Source organism: Streptomyces sp. WI03-4A (assembly GCF_033792105.1).
In the GTDB taxonomy this organism is placed as follows: Bacteria; Actinomycetota; Actinomycetes; order Streptomycetales; family Streptomycetaceae; genus Streptomyces; species Streptomyces collinus_A.
In genome coordinates, this window is the sequence record NZ_JARAUO010000034.1 from 84,225 (window position 1) to 102,409 (window position 18,185).

Annotated in this window: 17 protein-coding genes; 10 read left to right on the forward strand and 7 right to left on the reverse strand. The window is 72.4% G+C overall.

The genetic code is table 11. From position 1 onward, the window contains the following. The 5 genes from PV343_RS28675 (at nucleotide 1) to PV343_RS28695 (ending at nucleotide 5,442) form a co-directional block, all read left to right on the forward strand. Nucleotides 1-1,341, forward strand: coding sequence for a sensor histidine kinase (locus PV343_RS28675; protein ID WP_319149895.1), 1,341 nt, complete (start codon nucleotides 1-3; stop codon nucleotides 1,339-1,341). 32 nt (nucleotides 1,342-1,373) lie between these two features. Continuing rightward, a complete protein-coding gene (locus tag PV343_RS28680; protein ID WP_319149896.1) occupies nucleotides 1,374-2,057 on the forward strand; it encodes a response regulator transcription factor in 684 nt (227 codons plus the stop codon). A gap of 121 nt (nucleotides 2,058-2,178) precedes the next feature. Next, nucleotides 2,179-3,540, forward strand: coding sequence for a sensor histidine kinase (locus PV343_RS28685; protein ID WP_319149897.1), 1,362 nt, complete (start codon nucleotides 2,179-2,181; stop codon nucleotides 3,538-3,540). After that, entirely contained in the window at nucleotides 3,537-4,202 is a 666-nt protein-coding gene (locus PV343_RS28690) for a response regulator transcription factor (RefSeq protein ID WP_319149898.1), read from the forward strand. Before PV343_RS28685 ends, PV343_RS28690 begins: the two co-directional genes overlap by 4 nt. A gap of 19 nt (nucleotides 4,203-4,221) precedes the next feature. Beyond that, nucleotides 4,222-5,442, forward strand: coding sequence for a cytochrome P450 (locus tag PV343_RS28695; RefSeq protein ID WP_319149899.1), 1,221 nt, complete (start codon nucleotides 4,222-4,224; stop codon nucleotides 5,440-5,442). 23 nt (nucleotides 5,443-5,465) lie between these two features. On the opposite strand, the gene PV343_RS28700 is transcribed toward PV343_RS28695, so the two are convergent. Continuing rightward, nucleotides 5,466-6,317, reverse strand: a complete 852-nt coding sequence (locus PV343_RS28700; protein ID WP_319149900.1) for a diacylglycerol kinase — start codon at nucleotides 6,315-6,317, stop codon at nucleotides 5,466-5,468. 197 nt (nucleotides 6,318-6,514) lie between these two features. Here PV343_RS28700 and PV343_RS28705 point away from each other — a divergent pair, with 197 nt between their 5' ends. From PV343_RS28705 to PV343_RS28715, 3 genes are all read left to right on the forward strand, one after another. Next, the gene (locus PV343_RS28705; RefSeq protein WP_020941292.1) at nucleotides 6,515-7,798 is read left to right on the forward strand and encodes an adenylosuccinate synthase; all 1,284 of its coding nucleotides are present in this window, start codon (nucleotides 6,515-6,517) and stop codon (nucleotides 7,796-7,798) included. A gap of 105 nt (nucleotides 7,799-7,903) precedes the next feature. Next, the gene (locus PV343_RS28710; protein WP_319149901.1) at nucleotides 7,904-8,116 is read left to right on the forward strand and encodes a hypothetical protein; all 213 of its coding nucleotides are present in this window, start codon (nucleotides 7,904-7,906) and stop codon (nucleotides 8,114-8,116) included. A 143-nt stretch (nucleotides 8,117-8,259) separates the two neighbouring features. Next, nucleotides 8,260-10,077, forward strand: a complete 1,818-nt coding sequence (locus PV343_RS28715) for a bifunctional metallophosphatase/5'-nucleotidase (RefSeq protein ID WP_319149902.1) — start codon at nucleotides 8,260-8,262, stop codon at nucleotides 10,075-10,077. On the opposite strand, the gene PV343_RS28720 is transcribed toward PV343_RS28715, so the two are convergent. Both PV343_RS28720 and PV343_RS28725 read right to left on the reverse strand, forming a co-directional pair. Next, on the reverse strand, nucleotides 10,034-10,237 hold the full coding sequence (locus tag PV343_RS28720; protein WP_319149903.1) for a DUF397 domain-containing protein: 204 nt from the start codon (nucleotides 10,235-10,237) through the stop codon (nucleotides 10,034-10,036). The genes PV343_RS28715 and PV343_RS28720 overlap by 44 nt on opposite strands. After that, entirely contained in the window at nucleotides 10,234-11,082 is an 849-nt protein-coding gene (locus PV343_RS28725; RefSeq protein ID WP_415923519.1) for a helix-turn-helix domain-containing protein, read from the reverse strand. Before PV343_RS28725 ends, PV343_RS28720 begins: the two co-directional genes overlap by 4 nt. A gap of 116 nt (nucleotides 11,083-11,198) precedes the next feature. Between PV343_RS28725 and PV343_RS28730 the strand changes: the two genes are divergently transcribed. Next, nucleotides 11,199-11,630: a hypothetical protein gene (locus PV343_RS28730; protein WP_319149904.1), complete on the forward strand. Its 432-nt coding sequence runs from the start codon at nucleotides 11,199-11,201 to the stop codon at nucleotides 11,628-11,630. On the opposite strand, the gene PV343_RS28735 is transcribed toward PV343_RS28730, so the two are convergent. The 4 genes from PV343_RS28735 to PV343_RS28750 form a co-directional block, all read right to left on the reverse strand. Then, nucleotides 11,623-12,273 (reverse strand): hypothetical protein, encoded by a 651-nt coding sequence (locus PV343_RS28735; RefSeq protein WP_319149905.1) that lies wholly within the window; start codon nucleotides 12,271-12,273, stop codon nucleotides 11,623-11,625. The two genes, PV343_RS28730 and PV343_RS28735, sit on opposite strands and share 8 nt — an antisense overlap. A gap of 80 nt (nucleotides 12,274-12,353) precedes the next feature. Continuing rightward, entirely contained in the window at nucleotides 12,354-14,792 is a 2,439-nt protein-coding gene (locus PV343_RS28740) for a dolichyl-phosphate beta-glucosyltransferase (RefSeq protein ID WP_319149906.1), read from the reverse strand. Between the two features lie 20 nt (nucleotides 14,793-14,812). Continuing rightward, nucleotides 14,813-15,508 carry a GntR family transcriptional regulator gene (locus PV343_RS28745; protein ID WP_319149907.1) on the reverse strand — a complete coding sequence of 232 codons (696 nt, stop codon included), beginning with the start codon at nucleotides 15,506-15,508 and terminating at the stop codon, nucleotides 14,813-14,815. 101 nt (nucleotides 15,509-15,609) lie between these two features. Further along, nucleotides 15,610-16,965, reverse strand: a complete 1,356-nt coding sequence (locus tag PV343_RS28750) for an aspartate aminotransferase family protein (protein WP_319149908.1) — start codon at nucleotides 16,963-16,965, stop codon at nucleotides 15,610-15,612. Between the two features lie 223 nt (nucleotides 16,966-17,188). On the opposite strand from PV343_RS28750, the gene PV343_RS28755 reads away from it, so the two are divergent. Further along, nucleotides 17,189-18,185: serine/threonine-protein kinase (locus PV343_RS28755; protein WP_319149910.1), on the forward strand; the 997-nt coding region annotated here is incomplete at its 3' end.

Genomic DNA, 18,185 nt, shown 5'->3' on the forward strand with positions numbered 1-18,185 from the left:
GTGACGGAGACGGGGGGCCGGGTGTTCGTGGTGCTCACGGACTGGGCCCGGCGCCGGCTGGCGGTGCTGCACGACGACCTGTGGACACTCCGCCCCGATCCGTTGCCCGCCTCGGTGTGGCTGCGCTGGCTGCCGCACGGCCTGCTGTGCCTGGCCGCGTTCGGGGTCACGCTCGGCGCCACGGCCCAGCTCGGGGACCACGGGCGGCTGCCCTTCGGACCGGCCTTCGCGATCGGCCTCGGGCAGGGCGGCGCGATCGTCCTCGCGCTGTCGCGGCCGGTCGCCGGCTGGTGGCTGTCGACGACGGCGACCGTGGTGGGGGCCGTCGCGGTGCACGGCGGTCTCGACTCGGCGGCCGGGGCGTCGTTCACCTGGCCCTGGACCGCGGCCGGCATCATCGCCCACCTGCTGGTCCTGCTGCTGCTCGCGCTGCGCGTGCGCACCCGGGTGTCGGTCGAGGCGCTGTCCCTGACCGTGCTGCTCACCTACCTCCTGGAAGGCGTGTGGGGCGGCGGGGACTACCAGCCCACCGGGGTCGTCACGGTGGTGCTCTGCACGGTCGTCGTGGTGCTCGGCACCGCCCTGCGCGGCCGCCGGGAGGCGCGCGCCGAACTCGTCGAGCAGACCACCCTGACCAGCGAGGAGCGGGCCCGCCGCACCTTGCTGGAGGAGCGCAGCCGGATCGCGCGCGAACTGCACGACGTGGTCGCCCACCACATGTCGGTCATCTCCATCCAGGCGCAGGTTGCCCCGCACCTCGTCACGGACCCGACGCCGGAGCTGATCGAGAACCTGGACGGCATCCGGCAGAACGCGCTGGAGGCGCTCACCGAGCTGCGCCGGGTGCTCGGCGTGCTGCGCTCGGAGAACCCCGAGGACCCCTACGGTCTCGGCGCCCCAGGCGGCGGCGCGGCCCCGGACGCCCCGCAGCCCACCCTCGACCGGCTCGACGCGCTGATCGAGAACACCCGCGCGGCGGGCCTGGACGTGACCGCCCAGACCAAGGGCAGGGCGCGGCCCTACGCTCCCGGGGTGGAGCTGTCGGCGTACCGGATCGTGCAGGAGGCGCTGAGCAACGCCCTGCGGCACGCGCCGGGTTCCCGGGTCCGGGTCGAGGTCGCGCACCTCCCGGACGGCGTGCGCCTCGCGGTGACCAACTCGCCGCCGGCACGGCCGGTCCCGCCTTCTCCGGGCGCCGGGCACGGGCTGCTCGGCATGCGGGAGCGCGCGGCCATGCTCGGCGGTCACGTCACCGCGGCCGTGACCCCGCGCGGCGGCTTCGCGGTCTCGGCCTTCCTCCCCCGCGACGGCGCCCCGCTCACGGCCCCGCCGGCGCAGTAGCCCCCACCCCGCCCGACAGGAGAACTGACCTCATGACCGCAGGCAGCGCCGGTGTCATCCGCGTCCTCATCGCCGACGACCAGCAGATGGTCCGGCAGGGCTTCACCGTGCTGCTCAACACCAAGCCGGACATCGAGGTGATCGGGCAGGCGGTGGACGGCCGGGACGCCGTCGCCAAGGTCGCCGAACTGGCCCCGGACGTGGTGCTGATGGACATCCGGATGCCCGAGCTGGGCGGCATCGAGGCGACCCGGCTGATCACGGCCGACCACCCGGGCATCAGGGTCCTGGTGCTGACCACGTTCGACCTGGACGAGTACGTCTACGAGGCGCTGCGCGCGGGGGCCGCCGGGTTCCTGCTGAAGGACGCCTCGGCCGACCAGCTCGCCGAGGCGGTCCGGGTGGTGGCGGCCGGGGACGCGCTGCTCGCCCCGGGAATCACCCGCCGGCTGATCGCCGAGTTCTCCCGCCTGGACGGCTCCCCGCGCCTCCCGCTCAGACAGCGGGTGGGCGAGCTGACCGAACGGGAGACGGAGGTCCTGGCCCTGATCGCGCAGGGCCTGTCGAACGCGGAGATAGCCGGACGGCTGGTGGTCGCCGAGCAGACCGTGAAGACCCACGTGGGCCGCATCCTGGTGAAGCTGGGCCTGAGGGACCGCACCCAGGCGGCGGTCTTCGCCTACGAGTCGGGCCTGGTCCGCCCGTCCGGCTACTGACCCCCGCCCCAGGACACCGCACCCGGCCCCCGGTCGGCGCCCGTAGTACCTGAGAAGGACGCCGTAGAACCCTTCTCACTGGTGACGACCGGCGTACTCGTTCCGGCCTACCGTGTGGCACGTGACCGAGACGACCCAGACGCGGTCGGTGCCGCGGGGCGGTGCGACCAAGCAGCGCAGCCCGGAGTACCGACTGGCCGCGGACGCCCTGCGCGGGCTGCGGCAGGACCTGTTCCACGACGCCTTCGCCTACCGGCCGCTGCCCCGGGCCGGCGCGGACGGCCCGTCCGCCCCGCGCGGCTCGGGCCGCCTGCGCGAGTACGCGGCCTGGGCCCCGCACGCCGTGGTCGTCGCCCTCGGCGTGGTGGCCATGCTCTTCGCCCTGGCGAGCACGGCGGGCGCCGGACTCGCGTCCCTGCTGTGCGGGCTGCTGGCGCTGGGGCCGGTGCTGCTGACCCTGGTGCGCCCGGTCGGGGCGTTCTGGTGCTCGCTCGCCGCGTCCACGGTCGCGCTGGTCTTCGGCGGCGTGAGCGGCTGGGGCGACTGGCCGTGGCTGCCCGGCAGCTTCCTGACCCACCTGGTGGTGCTCACGGTCGTCGCCCTGCGCACCCGCCCCCGCGCGGCGGCCTGGATGTGGGTGATGACCGCCGCCTACGGCTTCGTCGCCGAGAGCCTCTTCGGCTGGGACCACTACAGCACCGACGTCGGCCCGATGCTGATCCTCTCCGCGCTGATCCTGCTCGCCGTCACCGTCCGGCACATCCGCCGCGAGGCCCAGCAGGAGGTCACCGCCCAGCAGACGGTGACCGAGGCGGAGCGCTCCCGGCGCACCCTGCTGGAGGAGCGCACCACCATCGCCCGCGAGCTGCACGACGTGGTCGCCCACCACATGTCGGTGGTCGCCATCCAGGCCGAGGCCGCGCCCTACCGGGTGGAGAATCCGCCGCCGGAGCTGGAGAAGGCGTTCGCCACCATCCGGGAGAACGCGGTGGCGGCCCTGACCGAGCTGCGCCGGGTGCTGGGAGTCGTCCGCGCGGAGGACTACGAGGCGCCCGACGCCCCCCAGCCCACCCTCGCCGACCTGGACGCGCTGCTCGCCAACGTGCGGGAGGCCGGCCTGGAGGTGACGAAGACGGTGACCGGCGCGGTGCGCGAACTGCCGCAGGGCGTGGAGCTGTCGGCGTACCGGATCGTGCAGGAGGCGCTGAGCAACACGCTGCGGCACGCGCCGGGGGCGGACGCCCGGGTGGAGATCGGGTACGTCCTCGGCGGCCTGGGCCTGCGCATAGTCAACGGCCCGCCGCCCGCGCCCCACCTGGTCAAGCCCTCGCCCGGCGCCGGGCACGGCGTCACCGGGATGCGGGAGCGGGTCTCGATGCTGGGCGGCGAGATGACGGCGGGCCCGGCGGCCGACGGCGGCCACGAGGTCACCGTGTTCCTGCCGGTGCCGGCCGGGGCGACCGCGAGCGAGGACGGGGCATGACGATCCGCGTACTGATCGCGGACGACCAGATGATGGTCCGCGAGGGCTTCTCCGTCCTGCTGAACGCGATGCCGGACATCGAGGTCGCCGGCGAGGCCGTCAACGGCCGCGAGGCGGTCGAGCGGGTGCGGGAGCTCGCCCCGGACGTGGTGCTGATGGACATCCGGATGCCCGAGCTGAACGGCATCGAGGCGACCCGGGAGATCGTGGCCGCGGACGCGGCGGCCAAGGTGCTGGTGCTGACCACGTTCGACCTGGACGAGTACGTGTACCAGGCGCTGCGCGCCGGGGCCTCCGGGTTCCTGCTGAAGGACGCTTCGGCGCGGCAGCTCGCGGACGGGGTGCGGGTGGTGGCGGCCGGGGAGGCGCTGCTGGCGCCCTCGGTGACCAGGCGGCTGATCACGGAGTTCTCCCGGCTCGCCGAGGCGCCCGGCCTGATGCCGTCGGCGCAGGCGGCGTACGGGGAGCTGACGGAGCGGGAGACGGAGGTGCTGGTGCTGATCGCGCACGGCCTGTCCAACGCGGAGATCGCCGGGCGGCTGGTGGTCGCCGAGTCCACGATCAAGACCCATGTGAGCCGGATCCTGGTGAAGCTGGGGCTGCGGGACCGCACCCAGGCGGCGGTGTTCGCGTACGAGGCGAGGCTGGTCACGCCGGGGTGAGCCGGGCTAGCGTCCGTCCATGGCAGCTCCTTCCGACCTCGCTTTCGACCCGTGGGACCCGGCGTTCCTCGCCGACCCGTACCCCGCCTACGCCGAGCTGCGCTCGCGCGGCCGGGTGATCCGGTACGAGCCGACCGACCAGTGGCTGGTCCCGCACCACGCGGACGTCTCGGCGCTGCTGCGGGACCGCCGGCTGGGCCGCACCTACCAGCACCGGTTCACCCACGAGGACTTCGGCCGGACCCCGCCCGCTCCGGAGCACGAGCCGTTCCACACCCTCAACGACCACGGCATGCTCGACCTGGAGCCGCCGGACCACACCCGGATACGGCGGCTGGTGTCGAAGGCGTTCACCCCGCGCACGGTGGAGGCGCTGGTGCCGTACGTCAGGAACCTGGCGAACGAGCTGGTGGCCGGCCTGGTGGCGGCGGGCGGCGGCGACCTGCTGACGGACGTGGCCGAGCCGCTGCCGGTGGCCGTGATCGCCGAGATGCTGGGCATCCCCGAGTCGGACCGGGCGCCGCTGCGGCCCTGGTCGGCGGACATCTGCGGGATGTACGAGCTGAACCCGCCCGGGGACTCCGCGGAGCGGGCCGTGCGGGCGTCGGTCGAGTTCTCCGGCTACCTGCGCGAGCTGATCGCCGAGCGGCGCAAGAACCCGGGCGACGACCTCATCTCGGGCCTGATCGCGGCCCATGACGAGGGCGACCGGCTGACGGAGCAGGAGATGATCTCCACGGCCGTCCTGCTCCTCAACGCCGGCCACGAGGCCACCGTCAACGCCACGGTGAACGGCTGGTGGGCGCTGTTCCGCAACCCGGACCAGCTCGCGGCGCTGCGCGCGGACCACTCGCTGGTCCCGGCCGCGATCGAGGAGCTGATGCGCTACGACACCCCGCTCCAGCTCTTCGAGCGCTGGGTCCTGGACGACATCGAGATCGACGGCACCACGATCCCCCGCGGCGCGGAGATCGCCATGCTCTTCGGCTCCGCCAACCACGACCCGTCCGTCTTCACCGCCCCGGACCGGCTGGACGTCACCCGCGGGGACAACCCGCACATCTCCTTCAGCGCGGGCATCCACTACTGCATCGGCGCCCCGCTGGCCCGCATCGAGCTCGCGGCCTCCATGACCGCTCTGCTGGAGCGGGCCCCCACGTTGAGCCTGGCGGGGGAGCCGAAGCGGAAGCCGAACTTCGTGATCCGCGGCCTGGAGGGCCTGGACGTCGAGCTGAGGTGATCAGCGGGCCCAGCGCCCCCGGGTCACCCGGGGGCGGGCAGGGTCAGGGCCCAGGCGTCCTCGCGGACGGTCCAGGTGCGGCGGCGGACCGGGCCCGCGACCGCCGCGTCCGCGCGGTAGCGGAAGTCCGCGCCGACCACCGTCACCGAGCGGCCCGAGGCGCGCAGCGGGGTGGCCTCCGCGCCCAGGGACAGGGGCCGTACCTCCACCTCGGCGATGCCGTGGCTGCCGGGGGTCACCGACACCGCCTCCACCGGCTGGTCCAGGTCGACGACCGTGTCGCCGTCGACCTCCACGCGCAGCCGGGAGGGGCCGGGGGCCGGGACGGCGGCGAGGCGGGTGGGGCGCGGGGCGAGGGTGCGGACCAGGGAGCGGTAGCGGGTGCGCAGCCGGGGGCGCTCCGCAGCCACGGTCACCGGTTCGGCGGAAGCCGCCCGCACCGGCGCCGCCGGGATGCCGAGCGCGGTCAGGACCACGCCGTCGCTGTCGTCCACGAGCAGGTCCAGGCGCCGCTCCGCCCCGTCCAGCACGGCACGGGCCGCCGCCACCGCGCCGGCCGGCACACCGAGGGACTCCGCGAGCGCGGCCTCCCCGACCGGCACCATCGACAGCGCACATCCGGCCAGCTCACGGTGGCGGTGCAGCAGGGTCACCGCGCGGACCAGTGCCCGGTCGTCGCCGATCACGACCGGGCGCCGGGATCCCCGACGGCCCAGTGCCCGGGCGAATTCCTCGGGCCCGTCCGGCAGACACACCTTGGTGGTCGCACCCGCGCTGAGCACGTCTTTCGCGATCCGTACGGACTCCCCGTCCCTGTGCCGTGCCGCCGGATCGATGATCACCAGCAGCTGATCGGACGTCGCGAAGGTCGCCACCTCGGTCCTGCCTCGCTTCCTCGGGTAGCATCTTTGTGCAAGAGCCCCTTGCGCTATTGCGCCAGGGGCTTCGTCTATTCCGGGGCATCCGGTCCGACGGTTGTGCGACCAAAGGCGGTCGCGGTGGTGCGCGGCGGTGAACCTTACGCCCAAGCCCCCGACCTTGGACATGCCCCGCCCGGAAGGGGTGTACGCGCGTGCCCGCACTTGTGCTGCTCGGTGCTCAGTGGGGTGACGAAGGCAAGGGGAAGGCGACCGACCTGCTCGGTGGCTCGGTGGACTATGTAGTGCGTTACCAGGGCGGCAACAACGCCGGCCACACGGTCGTCGTGGGCGACCAGAAGTATGCACTCCACCTCCTCCCTTCCGGAATCCTCTCTCCCGGTTGTACGCCGGTCATCGGCAACGGTGTCGTCGTCGACCCGTCGGTCCTGCTCTCCGAGCTGAGCGGTCTGAACGAGCGTGGCGTTGACACGTCCAAGCTCCTGATCAGCGGTAACGCGCACGTCATCACGCCGTACAACGTGACCGTCGACAAGGTCACGGAGCGCTTCCTCGGAAAGCGCAAGATCGGTACGACCGGACGTGGCATCGGCCCGACCTACGCCGACAAGATCAACCGTGTCGGCATCCGGGTCCAGGACCTCTACGACGAGTCGATCCTGACCCAGAAGGTCGAGGCGGCCCTCGACGTCAAGAACCAGCTCCTGACCAAGCTGTACAACCGGCGTGCCATCGCCGTCGACCAGGTGGTCGAGGAACTGCTGGGCTACGCCGAGCAGATCAAGCCGTACGTCACCGACACCGTGCTGGTCCTCAACCAGGCGCTGGAGGAGGACAAGGTCGTCCTGTTCGAGGGCGGTCAGGGCACCCTCCTCGACATCGACCACGGCACGTACCCCTTCGTCACCTCCTCGAACCCGACCGCGGGCGGCGCCTGCACCGGTGCCGGCGTGGGTCCGACGAAGATCAGCCGGGTCATCGGCATCCTGAAGGCGTACACGACCCGGGTCGGCGCCGGTCCCTTCCCGACCGAGCTGTTCGACGAGGACGGCGAGGCGCTGCGCCGGATCGGCGGCGAGCGGGGCGTGACCACCGGCCGTGACCGCCGCTGCGGCTGGTTCGACGCGGTCATCGCCCGCTACGCGACCCGGGTGAACGGCCTGACCGACTTCTTCCTCACCAAGCTGGACGTCCTCACCGGCTGGGAGCAGATCCCGGTCTGCGTGGCGTACGAGATCGACGGCAAGCGGGTCGAGGAACTGCCGTACTCGCAGACCGACTTCCACCACGCGAAGCCCGTCTACGAGACGCTGCCCGGCTGGTCCGAGGACATCACCAAGGCGAAGTCCTTCTCCGACCTGCCGAAGAACGCCCAGAACTATGTCAAGGCGCTGGAGGAGATGTCCGGCGCCCCGATCTCCGCGATCGGTGTGGGCCCGGGCCGGGACGAGACGATCGAGATCAACTCGTTCCTGTAGGCCGCGACACCGCTGCACGGTTCCGCCCGTCGATCCGCCCCGGCGCGATCGGCGGGCGGTTCCGCGTCCCGGGGTACGTCCTCGGGGGCGAGGGACAATCGAGGTATGAGCGTCCACCGGAACGCACGGTGCCGGGGGCCGTACGGCGGTGAGGGCGACGACGCCGGCGGCACGGACTGCTTTGACCCGGCCGTCTTCGAGGTCGTCCGGCACGGCAGGCCCCCGCTGTGGGTGTGCCCGGTGCACCTGGGGCCCTCGCTGCTGATGGCGGCCGGGGTGCTGTGGCCCCCGGTGATCCGCCTCATCCGGCACCCCTGACGCCGGCCTCCCTGACGCATCTTTGACCTGGACATGGCTCACCCCTGGTTCCGGGCCCGTCCGGCCGGCGCCACGATCTACGCGTGTAGTCCCGCCGCGCCCCGTCCGCCCGCCCTCGCGCACGCGTACCCCAGGAGCCCCGTATGCCCGTCAGTCCCATGAACCGCCGGGAGTTCGTGAAGAAGTCGGCCGTCACCTCGGCGGCCGTGGCCGCCGCCGGCACCGTCTCGGCGGCGCCCGCCGAAGCGGCCGGCCGTGAGCCCGAGAAGACGCCCCGCACCTGGTCGTTCTCCATCCTCGGCACCACCGACCTCCACAGCCACGTCTTCGACTGGGACTACTACAAGGACGCCGCCTACAGCGACAAGGCCGGCAACTCCGTGGGCGTGGCCCGGGTGGCGACCCTCGTCCGCCGGCAGCGCGAGGCCAAGGGCGAGGACCGGGTACTGCTGGTCGACGCCGGTGACATCATCCAGGGCACCTCCCTGGCCTACTACTTCGCCCGCGTCGACCCCATCACCGGCACGGGCGGCAAGCGCGGCCCCCGGCACCCGATGGCCGTCGCCATGAACCACATGCGCTACGACGCGGCCGCCCTCGGCAACCACGAGTTCAACTACGGCATCGACGTCCTGCGCCGGTTCGAGAGCCAGTGCCACTTCCCGCTGCTCGGCGCCAACGCCCTCGACGCCAAGACCCTGCGCCCGGCCTTCCAGCCGTACACGGTCAAGCGCATCAGGGTCCCCGGCGCACCCGACATCAAGGTGGGCATCCTCGGCCTCACCAACCCCGGCATCGCCCTGTGGGACAAGGACAACGTCGGCGGCCGGATGGTCTTCCCGGGCCTGGTCGAGCAGGCGAGGAAGTACGTGCCGAGGCTGCGGGCGCTCGGCTGCGACGTCGTCTTCCTGACCGACCACTCCGGTCTTGACGGCTCCTCGTCCTACGGCGACGCGCTCCCGTACGTCGAGAACGCCTCGAACCTGGTGGCAGAACAGGTGCCGGGCATCGACGCGATCCTGGTCGGTCACACCCACGTGGAAGTCCCGTCCTACACCGTCAAGAACGCGGAGACCGGCGAGGAGGTCCTGCTCTCCGAGCCGTACTGCTGGGGCTACCGGCTGAGCGTCTTCGACTTCGAGCTCGAACTGCACCACGGCCAGTGGAAGGTGACGGGCAAGACGGCGCAGACCCTCAACCCCAGCGGCGTTGCCGAGGACCCGGAGATCAGGAAGCTCCTGGAGGCCGACCACGAGCTGGTGGTGAAGTACGTGAACACGGCGGTCGGCACCTGCACGGCCGACCTCTCGGCGGCGGACTCCTGCTGGCGGGACGTGCCGATCATGGACTTCATCCACAAGGTGCAGGCCGACACGGTCAAGGCGGGCCTGTCCACGGCCGACGCGGCGCTCCCGCTGATCTCGGTGGCGGCACCCTTCAGCCGCACCGCGGACATCCCCCGGGGCAGCGTCACCATCAAGGACATCGCCGGCCTCTACATCTACGACAACACCCTCTACGGCAAGAAGCTGACGGGCGCCCAGCTCAAGGACTACCTGGAGTACGCGGCGAAGTACTACCACCAGGTCCCGGCCGGCACGGCGGTCGACACCGCGACCCTCACCAACGCCAACAGCTTCTGGGACTACATGTACGACACGGCGGCGGGCGTCTCGTACGACATCGACATCGCGCAGCCCGAGGGCTCCCGGATCAGGAACCTGACCTATGAGGGCGCCCCGGTCGCCGACGACCAGGTCTTCGTCGTGGCGGTCAACAACTACCGCGCCAACGGCGGTTCGGGATACCCGCACATCGCCTCGGCGGAGATCGCCTACAGCTCCACGAACGAGATCCGCCAGCTGATGATCGACTACGTGACGACGAAGAAGACGCTCGACCCGGCGGACTTCGCCGTCACCAACTGGAAGCTGACGCAGGCGGGAACGCCGGTGTTCTGAGGAATCCGGCCCAGGCCCCCGGCGAGACGGTGAGTCGGGGGCCGTCGGGGTTCTTGGAGTCCCGGATGTGGATGAGGCCGGGGGTGCGGGCGACTTCGAGGCACTGCCCGCCCCCGGCGTCGCTGTAACTCGACTTGTGCCACTGCAGGGTGCCGGTCATGTTCGCTCTTCTCCCGCCAGCGTTCGGATGAGGCTCAGCGAGTCGTCCGGGCTCAGAGCCTGTGTGCGGATCTTTGCATAACGGTGTGAGAGGGGAGCCACCGTCGGCGGATCGCTGACCAGGACGCTCTGGTCCTCCACTTCGAGGTAGACCACGTGGTGGTGGTCCTTCGTCACGACCAGCACCATGCTGCCGTGAGCACCCGCGTGGCCGCCCCTCAACGCCCGTTCCATCGGCATCACTTGAACGCTGACATTGTCCCTCTCGGCATCCTCGGCAAGCGAGCGTAATTGCTCGCGCAGGATCTCCCAGCTTCCGAACGGCCGCCTGAGTGCCGACTCGTCGAGGATCAGCTCGACCATGGCAGGCGGATCCCTGTCGAACAGCGCCCTGCGAGCGATACGGGCCTCGACCAGCTCCTCCACCTTCGTCTCGGGAAGCCGGGGAAACCCGCCCCCGATCAGCGCCCGGGCGTAGGCCGGGGTCTGGAAGAGGCCGTCGACCACGAACGTCTGGTACGAGGAAAGCGTCACCGCCTCCGCCTCCATCAACGCGAAGTTCTTGAACTGCGGCGGGTACTTGTCCAGCAGCATGAACTTCCGCGCCTTCTCGAAGACTCCCAGCCCGCCCCCGATCTGCTCCTCAAGGGCCACCAGCATCTTGTCGCTGGCCGGCTGGGCGCACGTCTCCATCGCGCTGATCGCGGAGCCCGTGTAGCCGATCCGCCTGCCCAACTCGTCCTGCGTCAGGCTCTGCTGCTCGCGCAGTGCCTTCGCCAGAGCGGCGACGAGATGCGCCGTACCGCCCGCCTCCACCTTGTTCTCCGCCCGCGCCATCGCGGTCACCCCCGGACTCAACCGAACTCAACCGGTCATCGACACTCCGCCCCGACTCCCGACCGTTGCGAAGGGTCGACGGAGAGTCATGGAAGACGGTAGCGACGCCCACTGACACTGGGCCCATGAACACGGAAAGTCACCCCGCCCTGGAATGGGTTCCTGCCACCGGCGTCCAACTCCGCAAGGCGGGAGTCCAATTCGACGCCGTGCGGCTCGATGGCGACCGGGGGCGGGAGGTCGCCGACCGGCTGGCCCGGATGACCGGGGGCGACCCGGGGCCGGTGGTGGAGTCGGGCAGCGGGCGGCGGTGCGTCTACTTCCTCGTGGCGGCGGGCAGCACGGGCCACCGCGGCTGGCCCCCGGAGGTGACCCGGCTGACGAGCGGCCCGTACCGGGTCTGCTTCATCCCGGTGCCCGCGCTGGAGGGGCAGACGTGGCCGCTCGCCTGGCGGTACCCGCCCACGGCCCCCGGCCGGTTCGTGCACACGCTGCTGCTGCGCTCGGTGCTCGGCGGGGGGCCGGATCGCTGGCCGTGCGGCGACGGGCTCAGCTGAACACGATCATGGAGCCCTGCGCCAGCGAGCGCGTCGCGGCCGCGTGCAGGCCGAGCCACACGTGGCGTTCGCGGGCGAAGGGGCTCGGGTCGTACGGCGCCGGGACCGCCGGTTCCTCCAGCTCCGTCGGGGCGGAGGGCGGTTCCGGCGCGGCCGGCGGATTGGCCGGATCGATGCCGATCGACGGGGCCACGAACTCCAGCTCCCGCAGCAGGGCCTGCGAGGAGCCCAGCGGGCCGCCGCCGGCGAGCAGTTCCTCGTTGGACAGCGGGTGCGGGAAGTCGACCGGGACGTAGGCGCCCGCGTGGTCGTAGTGCCAGACCAGGTGGGACTGCTGGGCCGTCGCCTCGAACATCTCCAGCAGCTGCTCGTAGTCGCCGCCGAGTTCGTCCACCGGCGTCACCGGCAGCCCGCACACCTGGAGCAGGTACACCCGGCGCAGGAAGTGCAGCGCGTCGTAGTCGAAGCCGGCCACCGGGGCGACCTCGCCGGACAGGCCCGGCATGTACTGGTACACCGGCACCGGCGGGAGCCCGGCCGCGGCCAGTGCGTCGTTGTAGTGCGCGAGTTCCTCGGCGAACGGGTTGTCCGGGGTGTGGCACAACACGTCGACGAGCGGTACCAGCCACAGGTCACAGGCCAAAGAGAGCTCCTCGCATCGGCAGGCGCGCGTTCACGCACGGCAGCAGGTGGTCAGGGAAGGGTAGTCGGTGGCGACCGGGGTCAGTTCCCCTTGTGCAGGTCCCATACCCATACCCCACCGGTCCACTTGCCGTCGTGGCCGGTGAGGTCTTTCAGGACCGTGCGCAGGGCGCCGTCGTTCGGCTGCGGGGCCAGGACCAGGGCGCCCGCCTTCCAGTAGGCGAAGTCCCGCCGCGCCTGGGCCCGCCAGTTCTTGCCGATGACCGGGACGAGCCCGGTGTAGCGGACGTCCCGGAGCATGTTGGCGGTGTAGCGCGGGGCGGCGCCGTAGATGCCGACGCGGTCCTCGCCGTAGGGGCCGTTGAAGTAGCCGCCGGGCAGTCTGAAGCCCAGGTGGGCGGCCGTCTGCCAGTGCAGGGCCTCGGCGGCGCCCGGGTCGGGCAGCGGCACCGGGACCAGTGACTCGCCGTCCCGCACGTACGACTTCCACTCCCCGTCCGTGACGAACGCGGGCACCGCGACCCGGTCGACGGACTTCAGCGGGGCCGGGACGAGCGGGAGCAGCGCGAAGGCCACCCCCAGCACGCCGAGGTGCCGGCTGGACGGGGTCGTGGAGGCGGCGGCACGGTCCAGGGCCAGCGCGAGGAGCATGCCCAGCGCCGGGGCGCAGATCATCGCCACCCGGCCCTCGATGACCGACTCGAACAGCGGCAGGTGGGCGAGCGCGGCCCAGGGGCCGGGCAGGACGGTGTCGGTGAGCGGGATGCGGATCCTCGGGCCGAGGGAGAGGACGGCCGCGGCCACCGCGGTGAACGCCAGCGCCCTGACCAGAGCGCGGTCCCACAGCCGTACGGCGACGGCGAAGGCGACGGCGACCAGCGGCCAGCCGTAGAAGGCGTTCTGCTCGGTCGGGTTCAGCGCCAGCCGGCCTGCCGTCTGCGCGTCGCCCGCGATCAGGGAGCGTTCGGCGAAGGCGAGCAGGGACAGCGGGCTGTTGCCCGCGTTGTCGCCGTGCGCGATGCCCGCGTAGCTCTGCGGCCCGGCGAACTGCCAGTACAGCGCGTACGCCACCAGCGGCAGGCAGACGGCCCCGGCGATCAGCAGGCCGGTCAGCAGCGGCCGCAGGGCCGCCCGCGCCACGTCCCGGCGCACGGCACCGTAGGCGGCGGCGAACAGGAGCATGCCCATCGCGGCGAGCAGCAGCGGCTCCTCGCCGAGGAAGATCTGGTAGGCGGCCATCAGTCCGAGCACGATCCCGTCCCGGACCACCCGGGCACCGCCGGCCAGGCGCAGCGCGCGGTCGACGAGCAGCGGGACCATGAACAGGATGACGAAGTTGGGGTGCGCGTTGGCGTGGCTGACCATCGGCGGCGCGAAGGCGGCGAGGGACGCCCCGACGAACGCGGCCGTGCGGCGGCGCACCATCCGCTTCACGATCAGCCAGTACCAGGCGCCCGCGGTCGCGGCCAGGCCCAGCGCCATGCACACACTGAGCGCGACGGCCGGCCCGCACAGCAGGGTGACCGGCGTGAACGGCACCGACAGGCCCAGCATCACCGTGTTGGCCATCAGGTTGACGCCGTCCGGGAAGCCCTGGAGGTCGGTGAAGAGCGGGTTGCGCAGGTGGGCGACGTTGTCGGCGGTGACCGCGAAGAACCACTCCCACTGGTTCTGGTCCTGCATGGAGTCGGTCAGATAGCGGTGGGAGGGGTCGAAGAAGCGGCCGGAGTACAGGGCCACCGACATCACCAGGAAGAGCACGGCGGCGAACAGGTCGGCGGGGCGCAGCGAACGGGCCCGGATGCGGACCAGGTCGGCGAGGACCCGGAGGTAGTCCAGGGGGCCGACCTTGGAACCGGGGCGGTGGCTCCAGCGGACCGGGACCTCGGCGACCGGCCAGCCGGCGCGGTGGAAGTGGTGCAGCACCTCCACGTCGATGCCCCAGCCGTCCAGGCGGGCGGCGCCGAAGGCCGCGCGGGCCCGGTCGCCCTCGAACAGCTTGAAGCCGCACTGCGTGTCCCGTATGCCGGGCACGGCCGTGCGGCGGATCAGGAAGTTCCCGGCGCGGCCCAGCAGTTCGCGCATCCGGTGCTGCCGGTCGGCTATCTCGGCGCCCGGCACCGAGCGGGAGGCGATCGCCGCCGCGCTGCCCCCGCCGAGCGCCTCGTCCAGGCGCTCCAGCTCCTCGATGGGCGCGGAGAGGTCGGCGTCGGTGACCAGGACCCGGTGGCCGCGGGAGGCGGCGACCCCGAGCCGCAGCGCGTGCCCCTTGCCGCGGTTGCCGGGGCTGGTGACGAGGCGTACCCGGGGATGGTCGAGGGCGCCGACCTCGCGGGTGCCGTCGGTCGAGCCGTCGTCGGCGACGATCACCTCCCAGGTGTCCTCGTACGCGGCGAGGTAGTGGGTGATGGCCTCCAGGGTGGGGCCGAGGCGCTGTTCCTCGTTGTAGGCCGGGATCACGACGGAGAGCCCGACCTGGCCGGGAGCGCCGTCGGCGGTCCGCCGGCGGGGTATGCGCACGCCGTGTTCCGCCGCGCCGCTCACTCGGCGGCCAGCCGTTCGACCAGGGCCAGGGCGTGCTCGTTGGCGGCGGCCACGATCGCGCGGGCGGTGTCGGCCTCGCGGCGGGCCAGCGCGTCGACCAGTTCGGTGTGCCCGGCCCACAGCCGGCCGCGCACGTCGGGCAGCCGGCGCAGGTGCTGCACCGCGCACACCCAGGACTGCACGCGCAGCCGGTGCAGGAAGTCGGCCAGGTAAGGGTTGCCGAACAGGCCGCTCAGCTCGCGCCAGAACCGCAGGTCGTAGCCGATCAGCACGGTCAGGTCACCGGACGCGGAGGCGCGTTGCGCCTCCTCGCCGCGCCGGCGCACCGCCGCCAGGGCGGACACCGTCCGCGGGTTCTCGGTGTCGGTGAAGGCCGGGTGCCCGGCGGTCAGGCACTGGAAGATGCCGTCGGTGACCAGGGACCGGGCCTCGATCATGTTCCGGTAGTCGTCGAGCGAGTACTCGGGGACCCGGAAACCGCGGTGCTGGTCGGCCTCCAGGATGCCCTGCGCGGAGAGGTCGACCAGCGCCTCGCGGACCGGGGTGGCCGAGACGCCGTACTGGTCGGCGATCTCCTTGACGGTGAACGCCCGGCCCGGCGTGAGACGGCCCGCCAGCACCTCGTCACGCAGCGCGTCCGCGATCTGCTGGCGCAGGGTGCTGCGCGTCACGGCGCCGCCGTTGCCGGGCATCGTCCGGACCTCTCCTCACACGTGCGGGTGACGTACTCGTCCTCACTTACGAGCACGTCACCTTACGCGTTCGGGTTCCGCGCGGGGCAGTTCGAGTTCGGCTATACGGTGTACGTGTCGGCCACGCTCAGCGCCGCGTCCAGGGCCTCGAGCCCCTCCTTCAGTTCGGCCTCCGTGACGTTGCACGGCGGGACCACGTGGGTGCGGTTCATGTTCACGAAGGGCCACAGCCCGTGCTGCTTGGCGGCGGCCGCGAAGGCGGCCATGGGGGCGTTCGCCTCGCCGGCCGCGTTGTACGGCACGAGCGGCTCCCGGGTCTCCCGGTTCCGCACCAGCTCCAGCGCCCAGAACATGCCGGTGCCGCGCACCTCGCCCACGCTCGGGTGGCGCTCGGCCAGGGTGGCGAGGGCCGGGCCGAGGACCGTCGAGCCGAGCCGCGCGGCGTTCTCGACGACGCCCTCCTCCGCCATGGCGTTGATCGTCGCGACGGCGGCGGCGCAGGCCAGCGGGTGCCCGGAGTAGGTGAGCCCGCCGGGGTAGGGCCGCTTGCCGAAGGTCTCCGCTATCCGCCCGGAGATGGCGACACCGCCGAGCGGCACGTACCCGGAGTTCACGCCCTTGGCGAAGGTCATCAGGTCCGGGACGACCCCGAACAGGTCGGCGGCGAACCACTCGCCGGTCCGGCCGAACCCGGCCATGACCTCGTCCAGGACGAAGACGATCCCGTACTTGTCGCAGAGCTCGCGCACCCCGGCCAGGTAGCCGGGCGGCGGCAGCATGATCCCGGCGGTGCCGGGGATGGTCTCAAGGATGATCGCGGCGACCGTGCCCGGCCCCTCGAAGGCGATCGTCGTCTCCAGGTGCTCCAGCGCCCGCGCGGTCTCCTGCTCCTCGGTCTCGGCGTAGAAGCGGGAGCGGTAGAGGAAGGGCGCCCAGAAGTGGACGACGCCGGCGCTGCCGCTGTCGGAGGCCCAGCGGCGCGGGTCACCGGTGAGGTTCACGGCCTGCTGGGTGCCGCCGTGGTACGAGCGGTAGGCGGAGAGCACCTTGGGGCGGCCCGTGTGCAGCCGGGCCATGCGCACCGCGTGCTCGACGGCGTCGGCGCCGCCGTTGGTGAAGAAGATCTTGTCCAGGTCGCCGGGGGTCCGCTCGGCGATCAGCCGGGCCGCCTCCGAGCGGGCCTCGACCGCGAAGGCGGGCGCGAAGGTCGTCATCCTCGCGGCCTGCTCCTGGATGGCCGCGACGACCTTGGGGTGCTGGTAGCCGATGTTCGTGTAGACGAGCCCGCTGGTGAAGTCCAGGTACCGCTTGCCGTCGTAGTCCCAGAAGTACGAACCCTCGGCGCCTGCGACGGCGAGCGGGTCGATGAGGTCCTGGGCGGACCAGGAGTGGAACACGTGCGCGCGGTCCGCGGCCTTCACGGCGGCGCCGGCTGAGGGGTTGGGCTGAGGGGTCATGCGGGCGAGGGTAAATGCCCGCGATACGGACGCGGCATGGGCGTCCTGTTCCCTGGGCGGGGCGTTTCCGCGACAGACTGTCGAAGTCGGCGGGCGGCCGCGGTGGGTACCGGCCGCCCGGCTGTCGCCGTTACGCAACCGTAGAGCCCGCTCCGCACGGCGCCCCCGGCCGCCGCACTATCCTCGGTCCGTTGCAGACCTATGGGGGGAAGGCGGCGCGGGGATGGAGAAGCTGGGAGCGGAGGAGCCGCACCGGATCGGGGCGTACCGGCTGCTGGCGCGGCTCGGCGCGGGTGGCATGGGGCAGGTCTACCTGGCCCGGTCGGACCGCGGCCGTACGGTCGCCGTGAAGCTGGTCCGCCAGGAGCTGGCCGAGCAGGAGGAGTTCCGGGCGCGCTTCCGGCAGGAGGTGCAGGCCGCGCGGCGGGTCGGCGGCTACTGGACCGCGCCCGTGCTCGACGCGGACACCGAGGCGGTGGTGCCCTGGGTGGCCACCGGGTACGTGGCCGGGCCCAGCCTGCAGCAGGTCGTCGGGCACGACCACGGGGCGCTGCCCGAGCGGTCGGTGCGGATCCTGGCGGCGGGGCTCGCGAACGCGCTGAAGGACATCCACGCGGCCGGGATCGTGCACCGGGACCTGAAGCCGTCCAACGTGCTGGTGACCATCGACGGACCCCGGGTGATCGACTTCGGGATCGCGCGGGCGATGGAGACGCTGGCCGGGGACGGGCTGACCCGGACCGGCTCCCTGGTCGGGTCGCCGGGGTTCATGGCGCCCGAGCAGGTGCGCGGGGACCGGATCACGCCCGCGTGCGACGTCTTCTGCCTCGGCTCGGTGCTCGCCTACGCGGCCACCGGCGTGCTCCCCTTCGGGAGCAGCGACAGCGGGGTGCACGCGCTGATGTTCCGGATCGCCCAGGAGGAGCCGGACCTCGACGGGCTGCCGGAGGGGATCGCGGACCTCGTCCGTGACTGCCTGCGCAAGGACCCCGCCGCCCGGCCCTCCCTGGACCGGATCCTGGAGCTGACCGGAGCGGAGGACACCGTCGCCGGCGGCCGGTCCCGCGACCCCTGGCTGCCGGGCGCGCTGGTGGCCCAGCTCGGCCGGCACGCCGTGCGGCTGCTGGACGCGGAGGACCCGGAGAGCACCGCGGCGCCGTCCGCCCAGGCCGGTGCCGCCGGCCGGGGCGGCGCGGGTGCCCAGGGCGGCGGCCCGGCCC

What these genes read in the sequence shown, in the direction of transcription:
- PV343_RS28680 (WP_319149896.1), top strand. Translation starts at nt 1,374, where the DNA reads ATGACCGCAGGCAGCGCCGGTGTCATCCGCGTCCTCATCGCCGACGAC.
- PV343_RS28690 (WP_319149898.1), top strand. Translation starts at nt 3,537, where the DNA reads ATGACGATCCGCGTACTGATCGCGGACGACCAGATGATGGTCCGCGAG.
- PV343_RS28695 (WP_319149899.1), top strand. Translation starts at nt 4,222, where the DNA reads ATGGCAGCTCCTTCCGACCTCGCTTTCGACCCGTGGGACCCGGCGTTC.
- PV343_RS28710 (WP_319149901.1), top strand. Translation starts at nt 7,904, where the DNA reads ATGAGCGTCCACCGGAACGCACGGTGCCGGGGGCCGTACGGCGGTGAG.
- PV343_RS28715 (WP_319149902.1), top strand. Translation starts at nt 8,260, where the DNA reads ATGCCCGTCAGTCCCATGAACCGCCGGGAGTTCGTGAAGAAGTCGGCC.
- PV343_RS28720 (WP_319149903.1), bottom strand. Translation starts at nt 10,237, where the DNA reads ATGACCGGCACCCTGCAGTGGCACAAGTCGAGTTACAGCGACGCCGGG.
- PV343_RS28730 (WP_319149904.1), top strand. Translation starts at nt 11,199, where the DNA reads ATGAACACGGAAAGTCACCCCGCCCTGGAATGGGTTCCTGCCACCGGC.
- PV343_RS28745 (WP_319149907.1), bottom strand. Translation starts at nt 15,508, where the DNA reads ATGCCCGGCAACGGCGGCGCCGTGACGCGCAGCACCCTGCGCCAGCAG.
- PV343_RS28750 (WP_319149908.1), bottom strand. Translation starts at nt 16,965, where the DNA reads ATGACCCCTCAGCCCAACCCCTCAGCCGGCGCCGCCGTGAAGGCCGCG.